The organism is Bacillus crepusculi (assembly GCF_014764715.1).
GTDB lineage: Bacteria > Bacillota > Bacilli > Bacillales > Bacillaceae > Bacillus.
On sequence record NZ_JACXXE010000005.1, the window covers coordinates 87261 to 107172 of the forward strand.

The 19912-nt window shown below is 40.9% G+C and carries 17 protein-coding genes and 1 other annotated feature; of the genes, 14 read left to right on the forward strand and 3 right to left on the reverse strand.

Annotated features, from left to right (window positions below; genetic code table 11):
* Position 1: 1 nt before the first annotated feature.
* The 8 genes from ytpR to ccpA all read left to right on the forward strand — a co-directional run bounded on the left by ytpR (position 2) and on the right by ccpA (position 9397).
* Positions 2 to 607: a YtpR family tRNA-binding protein gene (gene ytpR / locus IEE86_RS10855; RefSeq protein WP_191097241.1), complete on the forward strand. Its 606-nt coding sequence runs from the start codon at positions 2 to 4 to the stop codon at positions 605 to 607.
* Positions 608 to 805: 198 nt separating this feature from the next.
* A complete protein-coding gene (locus tag IEE86_RS10860) occupies positions 806 to 3556 on the forward strand; it encodes a DNA translocase FtsK (RefSeq protein WP_191097242.1) in 2751 nt (916 codons plus the stop codon).
* A 304-nt stretch (positions 3557 to 3860) separates the two neighbouring features.
* Positions 3861 to 5159, forward strand: coding sequence for a UDP-N-acetylmuramate--L-alanine ligase (gene murC / locus IEE86_RS10865; protein WP_191097243.1), 1299 nt, complete (start codon positions 3861 to 3863; stop codon positions 5157 to 5159).
* A 224-nt stretch (positions 5160 to 5383) separates the two neighbouring features.
* Positions 5384 to 5803, forward strand: a complete 420-nt coding sequence (locus IEE86_RS10870; protein ID WP_191097244.1) for a DUF948 domain-containing protein — start codon at positions 5384 to 5386, stop codon at positions 5801 to 5803.
* 26 nt (positions 5804 to 5829) lie between these two features.
* A complete protein-coding gene (locus IEE86_RS10875) occupies positions 5830 to 6300 on the forward strand; it encodes a YtxH domain-containing protein (RefSeq protein WP_191097245.1) in 471 nt (156 codons plus the stop codon).
* Positions 6301 to 6330: 30 nt separating this feature from the next.
* A complete protein-coding gene (gene ytxJ, locus IEE86_RS10880; protein WP_191097246.1) occupies positions 6331 to 6654 on the forward strand; it encodes a bacillithiol system redox-active protein YtxJ in 324 nt (107 codons plus the stop codon).
* Between the two features lie 217 nt (positions 6655 to 6871).
* Entirely contained in the window at positions 6872 to 7948 is a 1077-nt protein-coding gene (locus IEE86_RS10885; protein WP_191097247.1) for a bifunctional 3-deoxy-7-phosphoheptulonate synthase/chorismate mutase, read from the forward strand.
* A 447-nt stretch (positions 7949 to 8395) separates the two neighbouring features.
* On the forward strand, positions 8396 to 9397 hold the full coding sequence (gene ccpA, locus IEE86_RS10890) for a catabolite control protein A (protein ID WP_191097248.1): 1002 nt from the start codon (positions 8396 to 8398) through the stop codon (positions 9395 to 9397).
* Positions 9398 to 9441: 44 nt separating this feature from the next.
* Here ccpA and IEE86_RS10895 read toward each other — a convergent pair whose 3' ends face one another.
* The 3 genes from IEE86_RS10895 to IEE86_RS10905 are packed head-to-tail and all read right to left on the reverse strand — an operon-like array spanning position 9442 to position 11912.
* The gene (locus IEE86_RS10895; RefSeq protein ID WP_191097249.1) at positions 9442 to 10602 is read right to left on the reverse strand and encodes an acetoin utilization protein AcuC; all 1161 of its coding nucleotides are present in this window, start codon (positions 10600 to 10602) and stop codon (positions 9442 to 9444) included.
* Complete coding sequence (locus IEE86_RS10900; RefSeq protein ID WP_191097250.1) at positions 10599 to 11240, reverse strand: CBS and ACT domain-containing protein; 642 nt, start codon at positions 11238 to 11240, stop codon at positions 10599 to 10601. Before IEE86_RS10900 ends, IEE86_RS10895 begins: the two co-directional genes overlap by 4 nt.
* Before the next feature lie 39 nt (positions 11241 to 11279).
* A complete protein-coding gene (locus IEE86_RS10905; protein WP_191097251.1) occupies positions 11280 to 11912 on the reverse strand; it encodes a GNAT family N-acetyltransferase in 633 nt (210 codons plus the stop codon).
* Positions 11913 to 12067: 155 nt separating this feature from the next.
* Here IEE86_RS10905 and acsA point away from each other — a divergent pair, with 155 nt between their 5' ends.
* From acsA to IEE86_RS19615, 6 genes are all read left to right on the forward strand, one after another.
* Positions 12068 to 13792, forward strand: a complete 1725-nt coding sequence (gene acsA / locus IEE86_RS10910; protein ID WP_191097252.1) for an acetate--CoA ligase — start codon at positions 12068 to 12070, stop codon at positions 13790 to 13792.
* Between the two features lie 59 nt (positions 13793 to 13851).
* Positions 13852 to 14090, forward strand: a binding site (T-box leader).
* 53 nt (positions 14091 to 14143) lie between these two features.
* Positions 14144 to 15412, forward strand: a complete 1269-nt coding sequence (gene tyrS / locus IEE86_RS10915; protein WP_191097253.1) for a tyrosine--tRNA ligase — start codon at positions 14144 to 14146, stop codon at positions 15410 to 15412.
* A 320-nt stretch (positions 15413 to 15732) separates the two neighbouring features.
* On the forward strand, positions 15733 to 16311 hold the full coding sequence (locus tag IEE86_RS10920) for an esterase/lipase family protein (protein ID WP_224740945.1): 579 nt from the start codon (positions 15733 to 15735) through the stop codon (positions 16309 to 16311).
* Positions 16312 to 16528: 217 nt separating this feature from the next.
* A complete protein-coding gene (locus IEE86_RS10925) occupies positions 16529 to 17095 on the forward strand; it encodes a restriction endonuclease subunit S (RefSeq protein ID WP_191097255.1) in 567 nt (188 codons plus the stop codon).
* Positions 17096 to 17115: 20 nt separating this feature from the next.
* A complete protein-coding gene (locus tag IEE86_RS10930) occupies positions 17116 to 18708 on the forward strand; it encodes a type I restriction-modification system subunit M (RefSeq protein WP_191097256.1) in 1593 nt (530 codons plus the stop codon).
* Positions 18698 to 19912 (forward strand): restriction endonuclease subunit S, encoded by a 1215-nt coding sequence (locus IEE86_RS19615; RefSeq protein WP_191097257.1) that lies wholly within the window; start codon positions 18698 to 18700, stop codon positions 19910 to 19912. The genes IEE86_RS10930 and IEE86_RS19615 overlap by 11 nt, the downstream gene beginning before the upstream one ends.

Sequence of the window (19912 nt, forward strand, 5' to 3'; positions counted from 1 at the left end):
AATGAACGTTTTTTATAATGCAGAAGGTGTAGGCGACACACTCCTTATTTCATTGAAAGATGTGACTAGAGAAGAAGTAGCTCATGAGACGTTTGGAGATGTCGTGAGAATCTACAATCAAGACACAAAAGAAACAACAGGCTTTAATATCTTCAACGCATCCACTTACATGAAGATTGAAGAAAACGGATCTGTACCGCTTTCTGAAACGCTTGTTCAAGATATCAATGAAATTTTAAACCGCAACGGTGTTAGTGAAACGTTGACTGTCGATCTATCACCAAAATTTGTTGTCGGTTATGTAAAGGAAAAGGAAAAGCATCCGAATGCAGATAAATTAAACATTTGCCAAGTAGATGTTGGCGAAGAAACATTACAAATCGTGTGCGGTGCACCAAACGTCGATCAAGGTCAATATGTCGTTGTTGCTAAGGTCGGTGCGGTGATGCCGAGCGGTTTGGTCATCAAAGATGCTGAACTAAGAGGGGTACCTTCAAGCGGAATGATTTGTTCAGCAAAAGAATTAGACCTTCCAGATGCGCCTGCTGAAAAAGGGATTCTTGTTTTAGAAGGAAGCCACCAACCTGGCGAACCCTTTGAAGCTTAACCTCCCATAAACGGGCACCTATGAGCGAAGAATGTGTTATACCAAAAGTCACTAAGTACGTACTTAGTGACTTTTTTTCATCTACATACAGTCCGAACAGCAAAAGCGGCACTTTTCTCGCTTTTCTGCATGAAAAAGCAGTGGTATACTAAAAATCGCCCAAGAAAACGTAAGGGGAGTTAAAGTGAGTGATAAACGATGAGTTGGATAGATAAATTTTTCAATGTATTTTTAGGAGAAGAGAAGAAAGAAGAAAAAGCTGAAAGACCCGTTGAAGGTCCGGCTGCACGAAAGCAGACAGCTTTTGAACAGCATAAAGAATATAAAAAAATGGAAGACACGAAAGTCTATTATGAATATCCGAAAGGCAACTTCCGCTTTCCTCTCGTGCCAGATGAACCCGCTCGTAACGGAATGAAGCAGCAGGAGAGAAGGCGCCCGAGGTCCAGCCAGCCAAATGCAAAGCAGACCTATCAGCCTAAACAAACTGTGCAACCTGATATCAATAAAAAGCCATTCAAACCAGAGCAAATCCCTTCACCGATCTATGGCTATCATCAGGATATGCGTCCAAAACGAAAAGAAGGCAAAGAGGAAGCATCCTCTGTTCAAATGAAGGGCACAGAAGAAACAGCACAGCGCGTCACGCTGTTATCAGAAGAGGCAGAGCGTGAACGGAATGTCAGGCAGCAAATGAACATACCGTCTATACGGAAAGAAACTCGCCTGGAGGAAGCTGCTTTAGCTCCTGCAGAAGAGAAAGCGGATATGCAAGAAGCCGCAGCGTCTCATGCATTGCAAGATGAACTCGCTTATCAGGATCATGTTCAATCGACGATGGAGCGCTTAAATGACGAGCCTTTCATCCAAACAGAGGAACAAGAGCCAGCCTTTTTGCAGCCTGAAGAACATATTGAAGCTGACTTACATCATCAGCAAGCCGAAGTATATCACGAACCGCCGGTAGATTCTGAGCCTGTACAGGATGTTTCCAGTGAAAACGAAGAAATACAAGACGAGCCGGTAGAGCAGTTTGTCGATCATACTCAGGAAATAGAACCATTGACATTCGAAACAGCGGAAGACACGCATTCCGCTATTGAAATGGAAGTAGACATGCCGGCAGAAGAAGTAGAGGTACTAGACGACATCTCAGCAGAACCGGTCGAGGAAATAGAAGTTGATTCCACCGAAGATCATCAAGAAGAAGTGCCACCACCGCATGCATTGGAAGAAACTGAGCCAGTTGCAGAGCATGATCTGCAAGAAGATCAATTGTTAGAAGAAGCGGAATTAGTAGAAGATCAAGTGTTGCCAATAGAACAAGTAGCAGATGAACAGAATGCTACTGAACCAGCAGAACCTGTCATAGAGCAGCAAGAAAAGCAAGAACAAGTGCATGAAGTGATGGAAGAAAAACCGAAACAGGCATCTCCTCAGCCGAAGCGCTCAAGCGGACAAACCTCAACGGTTCCATTTAACGTGATGATGTTAAAAAGTGATCAGCGCATGCAAGGACAAAAGAAAGCAGCAGCTGCACAAGGATATGTTTTTCCAAGCTTAGCCCTTCTAGACGTACCTCCAGCTCAAAAAGAAGAGGACGGGACATGGGTGAAAGAGCGGGCAGAGCTGCTCAATGCCACACTGAAAAATTTCAATGTAAGAGCAAGTGTCGTCCATGTCACGCAGGGCCCTTCTGTCACAAGATTTGAGGTGCATCCAGAACCAGGTGTGAAAGTGAACAAAATCACGAACCTGTCAGATGATATTAAACTTAGTTTGTCTGCAAAGGATATTCGAATCGAAGCGCCGATCCCAGGCAAGAACACGATCGGAATCGAAGTGCCGAACCTGCACAGTAAAATGGTTTTCTTACGAGAAATGATCAGAAGCAGTGCATTTAGAGACAATCCATCTCCTTTAACGGCAGCGCTCGGATTAGATATCTCAGGTCAGCCCGTCGTGGTTGATCTACAAAAAATGCCGCACGGCTTAATTGCCGGAGCAACAGGTTCAGGAAAAAGTGTCTGCATTAATACCATTTTAGTAAGCTTAATGTTTAAAGCATCACCAGATGAAGTGAAAATGCTCTTAATCGACCCTAAAATGGTTGAATTAGCGCCGTATAATCACATTCCGCATCTCGTGAGTCCTGTCATTACCGATGCAAAGACAGCAACAGCTGCTCTGAAATGGGTAGTCGATGAAATGGAAAGACGCTATGAACTGTTTGCTCACTCTGGTGTGAGAGAAATTAAACGATTCAATGAACTGGTGAAAGAAAAACAAATGGGCGAAAAACTCCCGTATCTCGTTGTTGTGATTGATGAGCTGGCTGATTTAATGATGGTCGCACCAAATGAAGTCGAAGAAAGCATTTGCCGGATTGCCCAAAAAGCAAGAGCGTGCGGTATTCACTTACTGATTGCGACTCAAAGACCATCCGTTGATGTCATCACAGGTCTCATAAAAGCCAATATCCCAACAAGAATTGCTTTCTCTGTCTCAAGCCAGGTAGATTCTAGAACCATTATTGACATGGCAGGTGCAGAAAAGCTTCTCGGAAAAGGAGACATGCTCTTCTTAGAAAATGGCTCCGGTAAGCCAACAAGGCTACAAGGGAACTTCGTATCAGACCGCGAGATTGATCAAGTGGTGGCACATGTGAGGAAACAACAAAAGCCTGTGTTTCTTTTCGAACAGGAGGAATTGATGCTCCAAGGCTCTGCAATTACAGACGAAGACGAATTGTTTATAGATGCTTGCCGATTTGCCATTGAGCAGAATAGTGCTAGTACATCGAGTCTGCAACGCAGATTTAGAATTGGCTACAATCGTGCAGCTAGATTGATTGACATGATGGAACGCGAGGGCATGATCTCTGGTGCGAAAGGCAGTAAGCCAAGAGAAGTCCTCATGACACTTAGTGATTTAGAACAATTGACCTAAGCAAAAACCACTTCATTTTTTTCATAAACATGGTATGATAGCACATAGGTGCAATTTTGGAATTGGACACTTTTTGCATGCCTGTCTGAACGCTTTTTATGTAAAATGAGCGGAAACAGGTGTTAGAAATGGGAAAGTTGTCGGATACTAATCATAGTTATTATTGATTAGAATAGGAAGATCGGAAAAAAATCTTTATTTGGAGCTGCGATCTGTGATCCGCTAAAGACGAAAATCACAAGTTGCAAATTGAAATGAGCGTCATATACTGTAAGTCAGATAGACGTTTGTTGGAGGTACAATTATGACTGTTTATCATTTTGTTGGAATAAAAGGGACAGGTATGAGTCCACTGGCCCAAATTCTTCATGATACTGGGTATACTGTCCAAGGATCGGATATCGAAAAACATATCTTTACACAAAAAGCATTAGAAGAAAGAAACATTAAAATCCTTCCATTTGACCCAGATAATATTCAACCGGGGATGACGGTCATTGCAGGAAATGCATTTCCTGATACACACCCTGAAATTGAACGTGCCCTTTCTCAAGGGATTCCTGTGATTCGGTACCATAAATTCCTTGGAGAATACATGGATTCATTCACAAACGTTGCCATTACTGGTGCTCATGGTAAAACATCGACAACAGGACTGCTTGCTCATGTGATGCAATCCGCAAAGCCAACCTCGTACTTAATCGGTGATGGATCTGGAATGGGGAAAGAAAACAGTGAGTATTTTGTTTTTGAAGCATGCGAATACCGCAGACACTTCCTCAGCTATCATCCAGACTATGCGATCATGACCAATATTGATTTTGATCATCCTGATTATTTCTCGGACATTGATGACGTGTTTGATGCGTTTCAAAACATGGCGCTTCAAGTGAAAAAAGCCATTATCGCTTGCGGAGACGATGAGCATTTGCTGAAGATTCAAGCGAAAGTACCTGTTGTGTACTACGGATTCAATGAAGAAAATGATTTCCAAGCACGTAATGTTGTAAAAAATACGGAAGGTACCACATTTGATGTATTTGTACGTAATACGTTTTATGATACCTTCTACATTCCTGCCTACGGAAATCATAATGTCCTTAACTCGTTAGCTGTGATTGCGTTATGTCACTACGAAGCCATTGATGTAGAACTCATCAAAGGCGCGTTAACGACATTTGGTGGTGTGAAACGACGCTTTAATGAAAAAGTAGTCGGTGCCCAGGTCTTAATTGATGATTATGCGCATCATCCAACTGAAATTGAGGTAACCATTGAAGCAGCTCGTCAAAAATATCCAGACCGTGATATTGTTGCTGTCTTCCAGCCGCATACTTTCACACGTACACAGCAATTCTTAACTGAATTCGCTGACAGTCTAAAGAAAGCCGACTATGTATATCTTTGTGATATTTTCGGTTCAGCTCGTGAAAACATTGGGAAACTGAGCATCGAGGATTTACGAGAGAAAATCCCGCAGGCCCAATTGATTGAGGAAGACGATACATCTGTGCTGAAAGCGCATGAGGATGCGATTTTGATCTTTATGGGAGCAGGAGACATTCAAAAATATCTGCGTGCTTATGAGAAAGTCGCTGTATAAATACTTAAACGAAAAGTGCCGTTTCAATCGGCGCTTTTTTATTTTGAATAAAATGTGACAAAGGAGCTAAATGTGTCAAGATCTGCCGCTTTTTTTCGTTCGCTGTGGACAGGAATCAGCGAATAAGTGTAGAATTATTATTCAATCGGTCATTCTAGGCGATGTTTGAATGATACAACGAGAGGGTAATGAATGAAATATGCCCGCAACAAAGGAGGTATCAGATGATTATTATTCTATATCTAAGCGTTGCACTGATCGCAATTGCTTTCCTCATTCTTGTCATCTACATGTCGAAAACATTAAAATCCTTACAGCTGACATTAAAGAATGTTGCATCAACTTTAGAAGGTCTTGAAGGACAGATGCAAGGCATCACCACAGAGACAGCACAATTGCTACATAAGACAAATCAGCTTGCAGAAGATCTTCAAGACAAATCGGCAAAACTAGGCACAGTTGTGGATGCGGTGCAGGGAATTGGCGGCTCGATCAACCAATTTAATACAAGCATAAAGCAGGCAGCTGGTGCGGTTTCTTCATCCGTTGAAAGGAATCAAGAAAAGGTCACGGATGTGGTAAGCTGGAGTAACGCAGCACTTGAAATTTATAAAAAATGGAAACAACGTAAACACCAAAAATAAACCATATTCGCATAGGAGGAATAATCATGAGCAAAGACGGAATCAATAGCAAAGACTTTTTGATCGGTACACTTATTGGTGGCATTGTTGGTGCAACAACAGCATTATTCTTAGCACCGAAGTCAGGGAAAGAGCTTCGCGATGATTTGAACACCCAAGCGAATGCTTTAAAAGATAAAACAGATCGACTCACAACAGATGCAAAGGAAAAAGGCACTGAATATGTGACAATTGCGAAAGATAAAACGTCTGAATTGTCTCAGCTGGTGGCAGAGCAGTCAAACCAGATTTTAGACAAAGTGAAAGACATAAAAGAGCGTGCAGCTGGAAAAGCTAATCAAGTAAAAAGTGAAGCAGAAGACGCTGCAGCTGATCTTGCGAGCGAAGCGTCAGATGTAGCAGACGAAGCAAAGGTTAGAGCACAAGAAGCAAAATCAGAAATTGAAGACGGCATTAAAGATGTCAAAGAAAAAGTAGAACAATCGACTAAAGGCTAACTCGCTGCTGAAGTGAGGAAGGAGCACATCATGGCAAAACAACTCATTGAAACAGAAGAACAATTTGATCAACTAACGAATCAAGACGGAACCTTTGTCTTTTTTAAGCACAGCTTGACATGCCCAATCAGCCAAGCTGCTTTTCAAGAGTTTGAAGCATTTGCGTCTGCACATGAAGACGTGCCTACTTATTTCTTGCAAATTCAAAACACAAGAGAGCTTTCATCCTATGTGACTGAACAGTCGGGTGTAAAGCACGAAAGTCCACAGGCACTTATTTTTAGCGGTGGAAAAGTAAAATGGCATGCATCTCACTCGAGCATTACAAAAGAAGCGCTTGAACATAATATGTAGAAGAAACGTCAGCAGCTGCTGACGTTTTTTTGATAAAAAAGGTTTACTTGAACCAAAAGTATGCTATAATCTTACACATAATACTTTATCGCTTAAAAGCGTTTGGGTAATAAAGAATTTTTTCGTGACAATTCCGAAATCTTTGTTTATAATAAACCCTATCCTGAGTGAATGAAAAAATAAAAAGCGAGAGCAGGCAGAGGAAAGGATGACAAAAATGAGCAACAATGAACTAGAACAATTGAGACAGCAGGCAGATGAATTAAATCTTCAAATCTTAAAACTGATCAATGAAAGAGGAAACATTGTAAAAGAAATTGGGAAAGCGAAAGAAGCGCAAGGTGTCAACCGTTATGATCCTGTCAGAGAGCGCACAATGCTAAACCAAATTCTTGAAGAAAATGATGGCCCTTTTGAAAATTCAACAATTCAGCATATTTTCAAAGAAATTTTCAAAGCTGGTCTAGAGCTTCAAGAAGATGATCATAGCAAAGCACTTCTTGTTTCTCGTAAGAAAAAACCAGACAATACAATTGTGAATATCAATGGGGAAGCGATCGGTGATGGAAAACAACGCTTCATCGTTGGACCGTGTGCCGTTGAGAGCTACGAGCAAGTGGCAGAAGTTGCAGCAGCAGCGAAGCAACAGGGAATAAAACTTCTTCGCGGGGGCGCATTTAAACCACGCACAAGCCCATACGACTTCCAAGGCCTTGGTATAGACGGTCTAAAGATTTTAAAGCGTGTAGCTGATGAATACGATCTTGCTGTCATTAGTGAAATCGTCAATCCTGCTCATATCGAAGAAGCGATCGAGCATATTGATGTGATTCAAATTGGTGCTCGTAACATGCAAAACTTCGAGCTTTTAAAAGAAGCCGGATCTGTGAAGAAACCAGTTCTTTTAAAACGAGGTCTAGCAGCAACCATTTCAGAATTCATCAATGCAGCTGAATACATCATCGCACAAGGAAATGACCAAATCATCCTTTGTGAGCGCGGTATCCGCACATACGAAACAGCAACAAGAAATACACTTGATATCTCTGCTGTGCCGATCTTGAAACAAGAGACACATTTACCAGTCTTCGTTGATGTGACGCACTCAACTGGACGTAGAGATCTTCTTCTTCCAACAGCGAAAGCAGCTCTTGCGATTGGAGCGGACGGTGTTATGGCTGAAGTGCATCCTGACCCATCTGTTGCCCTATCTGATTCAGCGCAGCAAATGGACATTCCTCAATTCGAAAAATGGTTAGATGCGTTAAGACCACTTGTCAACATTCATGCGTAATCATAGATAATAAAGCCGCCGGATAACAGCCCGGCGGCTTTTTCATGGAAAAAAATGAAAATTAGGGATGAAAGGAAGAAAGCACATGACAAGCGTCAAAAGCGTTTGTTCACAATGTTTTCATTTTTAAAATTCGACAGAATCTGCTAAGATCATTGTCATAGCTGACGTTTACGACGACTTTTGATGAAATATGATTCAATTTACAGGTAACAAGCTCATTAAAGTTTGTTTAATTTAGTTATAAAAAGAAAGGGAACGTTTTCATATGACAAAAAAACGTGTATAATTTCTTAAAAGAATGTCATTTTGATGTAGATTGAAAAATTATGTGTCTCTTTTCATCGTTTTAATGACAAATAGGATATTATTTTTCTCGTATCTGATATGTCTCTACCTATTTGGTGAATGCTATAGATATGAAGTGTATTTGAAGGAGTGATTTATGTGAATAATGTTACAATATATGATGTAGCAAGAGAAGCAAATGTAAGTATGGCAACGGTATCACGCGTTGTGAATGGAAATCCGAACGTAAAACCAACAACAAGAAAAAAGGTGCTTGAAGCGATTGACCGTCTTGGCTACCGTCCAAACGCAGTGGCACGTGGTCTTGCAAGTAAAAAAACAACGACGGTCGGGGTCATCATCCCTGATATTTCAAGTATCTTTTATTCTGAGCTTGCACGCGGTATTGAAGATATCGCCACGATGTACAAGTACAACATCATTTTAAGCAACTCAGATCAAAATACAGATAAAGAGCTTCATCTGTTAAATACGATGTTAGGCAAACAGGTGGATGGGATCGTCTTTATGGGCGGGAACATTACTGATGTGCTAGTCGAAGAATTTAAGCGCTCTCCTGTACCGATTGTTCTTGCAGCTTCTGTTGAAGAGCAAGCTCAAACACCATCTGTCAACATTAACTATGAGCAGGCCATTTATGATTCAGTCCAGCTATTAGTTGAAAAAGGACATAAACGAATTGCCTTCGTATCTGGCCCGATGTCAGAACCAATTAACTCTGTGAGAAAGCTTGCTGGTTATAAGCGTGCGCTTGAAGAAGCAGGTATCGTGTTTGACGAAGCGCTTGTTGCTGAAGGAGACTACTCATATGACTCTGGTATTGAAGCGCTGGCTAATCTGCTTGAGCAGTCTGACAAGCCGACAGCAGTCATTGCGGCTACAGATGAAATGGCACTAGGAGTCATTCACGGAGCGCAGGACAGAGGTGTATCAATTCCTGAGGATTTAGAAGTAATTGGCTTTGATAACACAAGACTTTCTCTCATGGTGCGCCCTCAGCTGACAACGGTTGTTCAGCCGACATATGATATTGGTGCTGTCGCAATGAGACTGCTGACAAAGCTGATGAACAAAGAACAAGTGGATGATCAAATCGTAGAGCTTCCGCACAGAATTGAAGAAAGACAATCAACAAAATAAAAACGAAAAAAGCAGGCTCACCTTTTCAGTGAATGCCTGCTTTTTTATGCCTTTTTCTTTTCTCTTCTAACAGGCATGAGTGCTTTTTCTACTGTTTGTGCATTTTTTTCTGTGATTTCTGCTTTTCTTGGGATCGGTGGATATAAATCGTCAGGATCGAACCATGTGGTTGGAAGGGTGACAGGCGATTGCTTACTCCATGCCTGAATCCAGTCCTGAGGAAGCTCATCTGGCGGTGTGATGCCTTTCATCTCAAGCCAAATGCGGCTCCACGCTCTTGGGACCACGCGCCAAATATCATAACCACCTCCGCCAACAGCAATCCATTTACCATCACAATATTGATGTGCAAGCTTATGAGCAAGTCTAGGAATTTCTTCATATATTTTCATGGTGGCAGATAAATGGGTTAAAGGATCGTAATAGTGAGCATCTGCCCCATTTTGCGTCAAAATCACATCTGGTTTAAAAAAAGCAGCAATCTCAGTCACGGCTGTTCTGTATGCCTCGAGGAACGAATCGTCTTCAGTAAATGCATCAAGCGGAATGTTAAATGCATAGCCATAGCCTTTATCATGGCCTCTTTCCTGTACTTGTCCAGTTCCAGGGAATAAGTAGCGTCCCGTTTCATGGATGGAGACTGTACATACCTCTGGATCGTCATAGAAGCTGAACTGTACACCATCTCCGTGATGAGCATCTGTATCAATATATAAAATTCTTGCGCCATATGTCTTTTGAATATATTGGATCGCCACAGAGCTGTCATTATAAATACAAAAGCCGGATGCACGTCCTTTAAATCCGTGGTGAAGTCCGCCGCCAAGGTTGAGTGCATGCTGCGAATGACCCAGCATCACTTCATCAACCGCTGTTAATGTCCCGCCAACAAGAAGAGAAGCTGCCTCATGCATGCCTGCAAACATCGGTGTATCCTCGGTGCCAAGACCGTAGCGTTCACCCTCTGCTGTAGACAGTTTTCCTTCACTTGCCCGCTGCACAGCTTGAATATAGTCTGCTGTATGAACGAGCTTTAATTCCTCCAGCGTAGCCATCCGCGGTGCGACAATGTCATCATCAGTTAACGCCTTCATTTTGTGAAGAAGATCGTATGTTAAGTAGACGCGAAGCTGATTGAAGGGATGGTCCTGGTGAAACTGGTACGTTTGAAAAGATGGTGAAAAAACAAAGGTCGCTTCCTTCATTTGATCGTCTGCTCCATAGGCCAGAGCACCTTGTAGCCTTTTGCACGAATCAGCTTCGTCACATGATCTGCATGAATGGTTTGAAGGCGGAAGACGAGCACCTTAGAGGCTTCATTTGCATGCGGGTACACAAGCACACTTAGCATTTGAATATGCTGCTCCTTTAAAATGGCTGTGATGTCTGCGAGCCCCTCTGTCATCTGCTCCACTTCAACCTCTAAGTGTGAGCCCGGTTGATCTGCACCTGTCAGTCTGACAAACGTACGAAGTAAATCTGTCTTTGTGATAATGCCTACAAGCTTGCCGCGTTTCACCACTGGAAGACAGCCAATTCCATGCTCAAAAAAGACACTTGAAATCTCCTCAACGAAATCAAGCGGATGGGCAGTGATCGTCTCTAACACCATGATCTCTTCAACAGGCCGCTGAATAAAAAGCTGCCTTTTTTCTGTTTCGAAAATACTTGGACTGGCATTTTTAATATCCCGATCTGTCACCATCCCAATGACAGATCCTTGCTCAGATACGATGGGAATATGCCGAATGTGATGTGCACTCATTTTTTGAATGGCTTCTTCGATCGTATCGGTTTTTCGCAGCGTGATGACATCACGCTCCATAATTTGTTCAATCATCATTGTTTACCAATCCCCTTTGCCAAAAAAACGAATTGAACGTTAATACATAAAGCGCTGATGGAAGCGAAGACGATCGAAACGCTCGATCGAATCAGGGCTCACGTTTTTTCCGATTCTCGCCATTAAACAATTGGCTGGATGTGAGCTGATCTCTGGCTCGTCTGTTGCAAACCAGACAAGACCGCCTGCGTTCATCATTTTCTCCATCATTTTGCGGTACTCCCAAACGTTTTTCTTTGTCCCCTTTAAATCCCAATGCCAGTAATATTCAGTTGTAATGATGATGTAATTCTCCATTTGCTCATCCATCATGCTCACATCAAGTAAATGCTTGCCGAGCGAACATCCTCTAAACGGAGGAGCCACTTCAATGGCACCTAGCTCGATTAAATTGTCCATGTCGCCTTCTGACCAGCGCTCAAGCGGATCAGGATACAAATACGTGACATAACCTACGACAAGCTCATCCACTCTTGCAATGATAATACGTCCTTCTGGAAGATCTGCTATTTCAACAAGTGCTTGTTTCTGTTCCTCAGGCGTGCGAAATGCCGTTAGTCCTTCATGAAACGTATAGATCGCAAGCTCTGATGCAGGTACTGGTCCTTCAATTAGGATGGAACCTGTTTCTCGCTCAATGGTTTTTGAATAATAAGTTTTAGGATGCTCCACGTATCCACCGCCTCAAATTCTAGTGAGTCGTCTCTATTTTAGCTTAAATCTCTTAAAAATTAAAACGGTTTCACCATAAGTTTTTTAAAAATTGAGAAAAAAAGTCATCTATACTATAATGGTCATTGTAAACGTATGCAAAGGGGGACTGTTTGATGAAGGTAGAAACGCTACCATCAGTAAAAGGGAACTATCATTTAAATGATTATGAGCAGGCATACAAAGAATTTTCATGGGAGGAAGCGAGAAAAAACTTCTCCTGGTATGAAACAGGCAATATCAATGCAGCCTATGAAGCGATTGACAGACATGCGGATTCGTTTCGTAAGAACAAGGTGGCGCTTCATTACAAAGATTCACAGCGGGATGAAAAGTATACGTTCAGGGATATGAAAATCAATACAAATAAAGCGGGAAATCTATTCAGAGAAAAGGCGCATGTGCAAAAAGGGGATCGTGTGTTTATCTTTATGCCAAGATCACCTGAGCTCTATTTTCTTCTGCTTGGCGCGGTTAAAATTGGTGCGATTGTTGGCCCGTTATTTGAGGCATTTATGGAAGGGGCCGTCAAAGACCGTTTAGAAAATAGTGAGGCAAAAGTGATTGTGACAACGCCTGACCTGCTTGAGCGAATTCCATTTGCAGAGCTTCCAAAGCTTGAATCCGTCATCATTGTCGGTGGTGAAAAGGAGGATGCAGGTGGTGTGCGGACGATTCACTATGAAGAGGCATTTGAGCAGGCAGCGAAGGAACTTGAAATCGAGTGGATGGATGAAAAAGACGGATTCCTGCTCCATTACACATCAGGGTCCACTGGTACGCCAAAGGGTGTGCTGCATGTCCATGGTGCTATGGTGCAACAAGACCAGACCGGTAAATGGGTGCTTGACCTGAAAGATGACGACGTCTACTGGTGTACAGCTGATCCAGGCTGGGTCACAGGGACAGTGTACGGTATTTTTTCACCATGGTTAAATGGGGCGACGAATGTCATTTTAGGCGGCCGGTTTAATCCTGATACGTGGTATGAAACCATTGAATCACTTGGTGTGACTGTTTGGTACAGTGCACCTACAGCCTTTAGAATGCTGATGGGGGCAGGGGACGACCTCATTCAAAAATATGACCTCAGCTCGCTTCGACATGTCTTAAGTGTAGGAGAGCCTCTCAATCCGGAAGTGATCCGCTGGGGAGACGCTGTATTTGGCAAACGAATTCATGATACATGGTGGATGACAGAAACGGGTGCACAGCTGATTTGTAATTATCCATGTATGGACATCAAACCGGGCTCGATGGGGAAACCAATCCCAGGTGTAGAAGCGGCGATTGTAGATAATGCAGGAAATGAACTTCCACCATACCGAATGGGCAACCTTGCGATCAAAAAGGGCTGGCCTTCCATGATGCATACGATCTGGAACAATCCTGAAAAATATGAATCTTACTTTATGCCGGGAGATTGGTATGTTTCAGGAGATTCAGCATATATGGACGAAGACGGATACTTTTGGTTCCAGGGACGTGTCGATGATGTCATCATGACGTCAGGAGAGCGGGTCGGTCCATTTGAAGTGGAAAGTAAACTAGTAGAACATCCGGCCATTGCAGAGGCTGGTGTCATCGGAAAACCTGATCCGGTCCGCGGCGAAATTATTAAAGCATTCATTGCGCTTAGGAGCGGATATGAGCCGACAGATGAGCTGAAAGAAGAGATTCGTACGTTTGTGAAAAAAGGACTCGCTGCACATGCAGCACCGCGAGAAATCGAGTTTAAAGACAAGCTGCCAAAAACGCGAAGCGGAAAAATTATGAGACGTGTGCTAAAGGCGTGGGAGCTGAATTTACCGGCTGGCGACCTTTCGACAATGGAAGATTAATCTTTTCCGTCAGTTGACTTGATATCAAAAGTATGTTAAAAATGACTTTAGTTGAATATGAAAAGGTTTTGACTGAGATTCAGTAGAATCATCTTTCCCTGTCCAAGAGAGCTGACGGTTGGTGCGAGTCAGTACAAAGAGATATTCGAATTACCCTCACGAACCGCTTTTACGAAAAGGAGCATGCATGCTGTCCTAATTAGTGAAAGAACGGATCTGTCCGTTATCAGTGTAAGTGAAAAGACGTGATGTTTTGTCTTTTAAGCAGGGTGGTACCGCGATATATATCGTCCCTTCGTTCATTCGAAGGGGCGTTTTTTATGTTGAATTGTAAAAAAAGGAGATTTGGATATGAGTCAATTGATGGAAGAGTTATCGTTCAGAGGATTAATTCAGCAACAAACAGATGAAGAAGGTTTAACAAAATTATTAGCAGAAGAAAAAATCAAGCTATACTCCGGCTTCGATCCAACAGCTGACAGCTTGCACATTGGTCACCTATTGCCGATTTTAACATTACGTAGATTCCAGGAAGCAGGCCATCACCCGATTGCACTTGTTGGCGGCGCGACTGGACTGATCGGTGATCCTAGCTTCAAAAAAGCAGAACGCTCACTAAACCCAGCGGAAATCGTAGAGCAGTGGTCAGAGAAAATCAAAGGACAGCTGTCTCAATTTCTTGATTTTGAAGCAGTTGAAAACCCAGCCATCATCGTAAACAACTATGACTGGATCAGCCAAATGAATGTCATTACATTCCTTCGTGATATTGGAAAAAACTTCGGTGTGAACTTCATGCTCGCAAAAGATATCGTCAGCTCCCGTATCGAGACAGGGATTTCTTACACAGAGTTCAGCTACGTGATTCTGCAATCTTTAGATTTCTTAAACCTTTACAGAAATGAAAACTGTAAGCTGCAAATCGGTGGAAGTGATCAGTGGGGAAATATCACATCTGGACTTGAATTGATCCGTAAGTCCGAGGCAGAAGGCGCAAAAGCATTCGGTCTCACAATGCCGCTTGTCACAAAGGCAGACGGCACGAAGTTTGGTAAAACAGAAGGCGGCGCCATCTGGTTAGATAAAGAAAAAACATCACCATATGAATTCTACCAATTCTGGATCAACACAGATGACCGTGATGTCGTGAAATACTTAAAATACTTTACGTTCCTATCAAAAGAAGAGATCGCATCGTACGAAGAAAAAGTGCAAACAGCTCCTGAAAAACGTGAAGCACAGCGCCGTTTAGCAGAGGAAGTCACAACACTTGTGCATGGCCGTGAATCACTAGAACAGGCTGTCAACATCTCAAATGCGCTATTCAAAGGCGAGATCAAATCTCTTACAGCAGAAGAAGTTAAAGTAGGCTTTAAAGATGTGCCATCAATGGAGAAAGACAGTGCAGAAGAATTAACACTTGTTGATGTTCTTGTCGAATCAAAACTGTCTCCATCAAAACGTCAAGCACGTGAAGATATCACAAACGGTGCCGTCTACATCAACGGAGAGAGACAAACCGATAAAGACTATGTTCTTTCAGCTGAAGACCGAATTGAAAACCAATTTACCGTCTTAAGAAGAGGCAAAAAGAAATACTTCCTTGTGACTTACAAGTAAGAATGTGTGCAGCCGGTCTGCGAAAAACCGGCTGCTATTTTTATGCAAATTGAGAGATGAGAGCCCTCATAGAGCCTAATAGACTGTTAGATGAGTGGTTGTCTAGTCTTTTAGCATTGGCCGCTGCGAAAGTCAAAGGTGCTTTTTTATTATTTAATGTCTTTAAAATGATTGGACAAACAGTGCCTTGTTCACTTTTCTGTCATATTTTTCTTGTTTAAAATAAAGACGAACAAGATAAATAAGGGGGAATGAACGTGTCACTATTGATGAAAAGGAGTTTGCAGATTCTCGTTGCATTTGCATTGGTGGTTGGTTCAATGGTTTTTATCCAGCCGAAAGAGGTCAACGCGGCTGAGCATAATCCGGTCGTGATGGTACATGGCATGGGTGGTGCTTCTTATAACTTTGCGGCGATCAAAAGATACCTGGTGTCACAGGGCTGGGACCGAAACCAATTATATGCAATTGATTTCATAGACAAAACAGGTAATAACCTGAACAATGGCCCGCGTCTATCCAGATACGTCAAAGATGTGTTAGCCAAAACGGGCGCCAAAAAAGTAGATATTGTGGCACATAGCATGGGCGGAGCCAACACGTTATATTATATTAAGAACCTAGACGGCGGAGATAAAATTGAAAATGTCGTCACACTAGGTGGAGCGAACGGACTCGTTTCACTCAGAGCATTACCAGGCACTGATCCAAATCAAAAAATTCTTTACACATCCGTCTATAGCTCAGCCGACCTCATTGTCGTCAACAGTCTCTCACGCTTAATTGGCGCAAGAAACGTCCTCATCCACGGCGTTGGTCATATCGGTCTATTAGCCTCAAGCCAAGTCAATGGCTATATTAAAGAAGGGCTGAACGGCGGGGGACAGAATACGAATTAATATAAAAATGGCCAGCTTCCAATCATGGAAGTTGGCTTTCTGTATTTTTACCAGTAATTATTATTAATGAAGAAACATGGAGTAACTATTGATTAGTCTATAAATTAAAAGTAATCTGTGTGAATACTTGAAATGATTGTCGATGAAATCAGACTATGGTACGATGAATGTATATGTTATAAAGTAATTCGTACGAATTACTAAATGAGGGCGGGATATGAAGCTTGAACAAATCATAACGATCAAAATGGGAAAAAACCAATCAAGAAGAAATGAAAAAGCCGACAATAGCTTATCTACATATTCTTATGAAGATTTAATGAAAGATTTAGATGGCGCTTATTTAGACTCCATTGTAAATGAAAAAGAAAGCACATTATTAACGATTGATCCGTACTTAACAAATGTTTGTGATGTTGTCTTCAGCTTTGTTAGTTCGATTGCAGGGATTGTCAGTATTGAGACTCAAGGTAAAGTCATGAACCAAAACTTTGCCAAGCTGATCCTAGAAACTGAAGAACTAGATAAGCAGTATTTATGTTATGTTTTAAATGAATCTCAATTTATGAAAAAACAAATGGCGATTTCTATGCAAGGAAGTACGGTTCCAAAACTAACACCAGGAATTTTTCGTGCGTTAGAAGTGCATCTTCCTTCTATTGAAAAACAACAAATGATAGGAAGAGCCTATTTTCATTTTAGAAAGCGTCAAGCGCTCATGAAGAAACAAGCAAAATTAGAAGAACAACTATTTTTAGAAGTATTAAAACAACATGATCAATAAAGAAAAGCGAGGAAATAACAATGGCTGTGTTACATACAAAATTATTTAGTGCCGCAGATGACCTTAGAAGCAAAATGGATGCTTCAGAGTATAAAAACTATTTATTAGGATTGATCTTTTATAAATATTTATCTGATCGATTATTAGAAAAAGTCGTCGAAGTCGCAGATGAATCGTTGGAAGAATACGACACGCAGGATAAACAAGCACAATTATACAAAGAGTTATTATCAGATGAGGATATTCATAAAGATTTACTTGAAACATTAGTTGATACGATAGGATATGATATCGAACCAACGTATTTATTTAGTGAGTTAGCGAGTCAGGCAAAACAAAATATCTTTCAATTAAATGATTTAAATAAAGCATTCATTGATTTATCGACGAAATATCTTCAATTTAGTGGCTTGTTTGATGATGTGGATTTGAAATCGAAAAAACTGGGGTCAGATGATCAACAGAGAAATATCACCATTACAGAGGTATTAAAAAAATTAAATGATGTAGATGTCATTGGCCATAATGGAGATGTCATTGGAGATGCCTATGAATATTTAATTAGTCAATTTGCCTCAGAAGCAGGAAAAAAAGCCGGTGAATTCTATACACCACATGAGGTGTCTATCATGATGGCTCGTATTGTGGCAATTGGACAAGAGGAGAAAAAATTATTTAGTGTCTATGACCCTACAATGGGTTCCGGTTCTTTAATGTTAAATGTGCGAAATTACATTAACTATCCAGAAAGTGTAAAATATCACGGGCAAGAATTAAATACGACGACTTTTAATTTAGCAAAAATGAACTTGATCTTGCACGGTGTTGATTATGAAGATATGCGTCTACGTAACGGGGATACATTAAATAAAGACTGGCCGACCGATGAGCCGTATACATTTGATTCAGTTCTAATGAATCCGCCATATTCAGCCAAATGGTCAGCAGATGATACATTTTTAGATGATTCACGTTTTAATCGCTATGGGAAACTAGCACCGAAATCAAAAGCAGACTTTGCTTTTCTTTTGCATGGCCTATATCACTTAAAAGATTCTGGAACCATGGCGATTGTCCTGCCACATGGTGTTCTTTTTAGAGGTGCAGCAGAAGGTGTCATCCGTAAGAAATTACTAGAAGATGGACACATTGATGCGGTGATTGGTTTACCAGCAAATTTATTTTTTGGAACAAGCATTCCAACCACTGTCATCATTTTAAAGAAAAACCGTACAACGCGTGATGTACTATTTATTGATGCGAGTAAAGAATTTACCAAAGGAAAAAATCAAAACAAATTATCAACTGACAACATTGATAAAGTAGTAGAGACATATCAAAAACGAGAAGATGTAGAAAAGTATGCACATGTGGCAAGCTTTGAGGAAATCAAAGAAAATGACTTCAATTTAAATATCCCAAGATATGTCGATACATTTGAAGAAGAAGAGCCTGTCGACATGGCCGCCATAGGAGCAAAAATTCAAGAAATTCGAAAAGAAAAAGAAGAGCTAGAGTCTAATTTATATGACATGATTTCTTCCATGCAGTTTGATGAGAAAAATGCAGAATGGATGAAAGGTGCTTTAGAGGTGTTTAAACGTGGGAAGTAAGAGAGTGCCGGAAGTGAGGTTTAATGGGTTTAGTGAGGAATGGCAAGTGTGTAAATTGTTCGAGGTTGCTGAATTTAATCCAAGATCGAGTTTGCCAGAGCAATTTAGGTATGTTGATTTAGGTTCGGTTGTAGGTACAAATTTGATATCATATCGAACAGAGCTAAAGAAAACGGCTCCCTCAAGAGCTCAGAGATTAGCAAAACGCGGAGATGTGTTTTATCAAATGGTTAGACCATATCAGAAAAATAATTTTCTTTTTGACTTGCCTTATGCTGATTTTGTTTTTTCAACAGGCTATGCACAATTGCGACCTTATGGAAATAGCTACTTTCTATTAAGTAGACTTCAAGAAAGTAGATTTGTTTCAAATGTACTTGATAGAAGTACCGGCACAAGCTATCCTGCAATTAACTCTAATGATTTAGCGCAAATTGAGATTAAGGTTCCCAAAAAAGAAGTTGAACAAACTCAAATCGGCAACTTTTTCAAACAATTAGACGAAACAATTACTATTCAACAACAAGAACTAGACACCTTAAAACAAACGAAACAAGGATTCTTACAAAAAATGTTTCCAAAAGAAGGAGAGTCCTTACCTGAAATTCGTTTTCCTGGGTTTAATGAGAAGTGGATACATCGCAACATTTTAGAAGTTAGTAAAGTGTTCATAGGTTTAGTAACAACGATGACTGAAAATTATCGTAAATCAGGAACACTACTAATTAGAAACTCAGACATCAAGGAAAATAGATTTGAATTCTCAAATGAGCCAATTCATCTAGATGAATCTTTTGCAGAACAACATCATACAAGACGGTTGATTGTCGGTGATGTAGTAACAGTACACACTGGCGATATAGGGACCTCTGCAGTTATTACTAAAAGAGAGTGTGGCTCTATAGGTTTTGCAACAATAAATTCAAGGCCTAATTCAAATTTGCTTGATTCTAACTATTTAGCAACATTTTTAAACACTCAAAGACACAAAAAATATGCTATTAAAATGTCGACAGGAGACGGACGAAGCAATTATAATTTAAAAGATTTTACTAAATTAAATATTCCGTTACCTTCTATTGAAGAACAAAACAAAATTGGTCTTTTTTTTAAAAGTTTTGATGAGAAAATTACTCTAAAGAAAAAAACATTGGATATACTCCAACAAACCAAAAAAGCCTTTTTACAAAAGATGTTTGTCTAA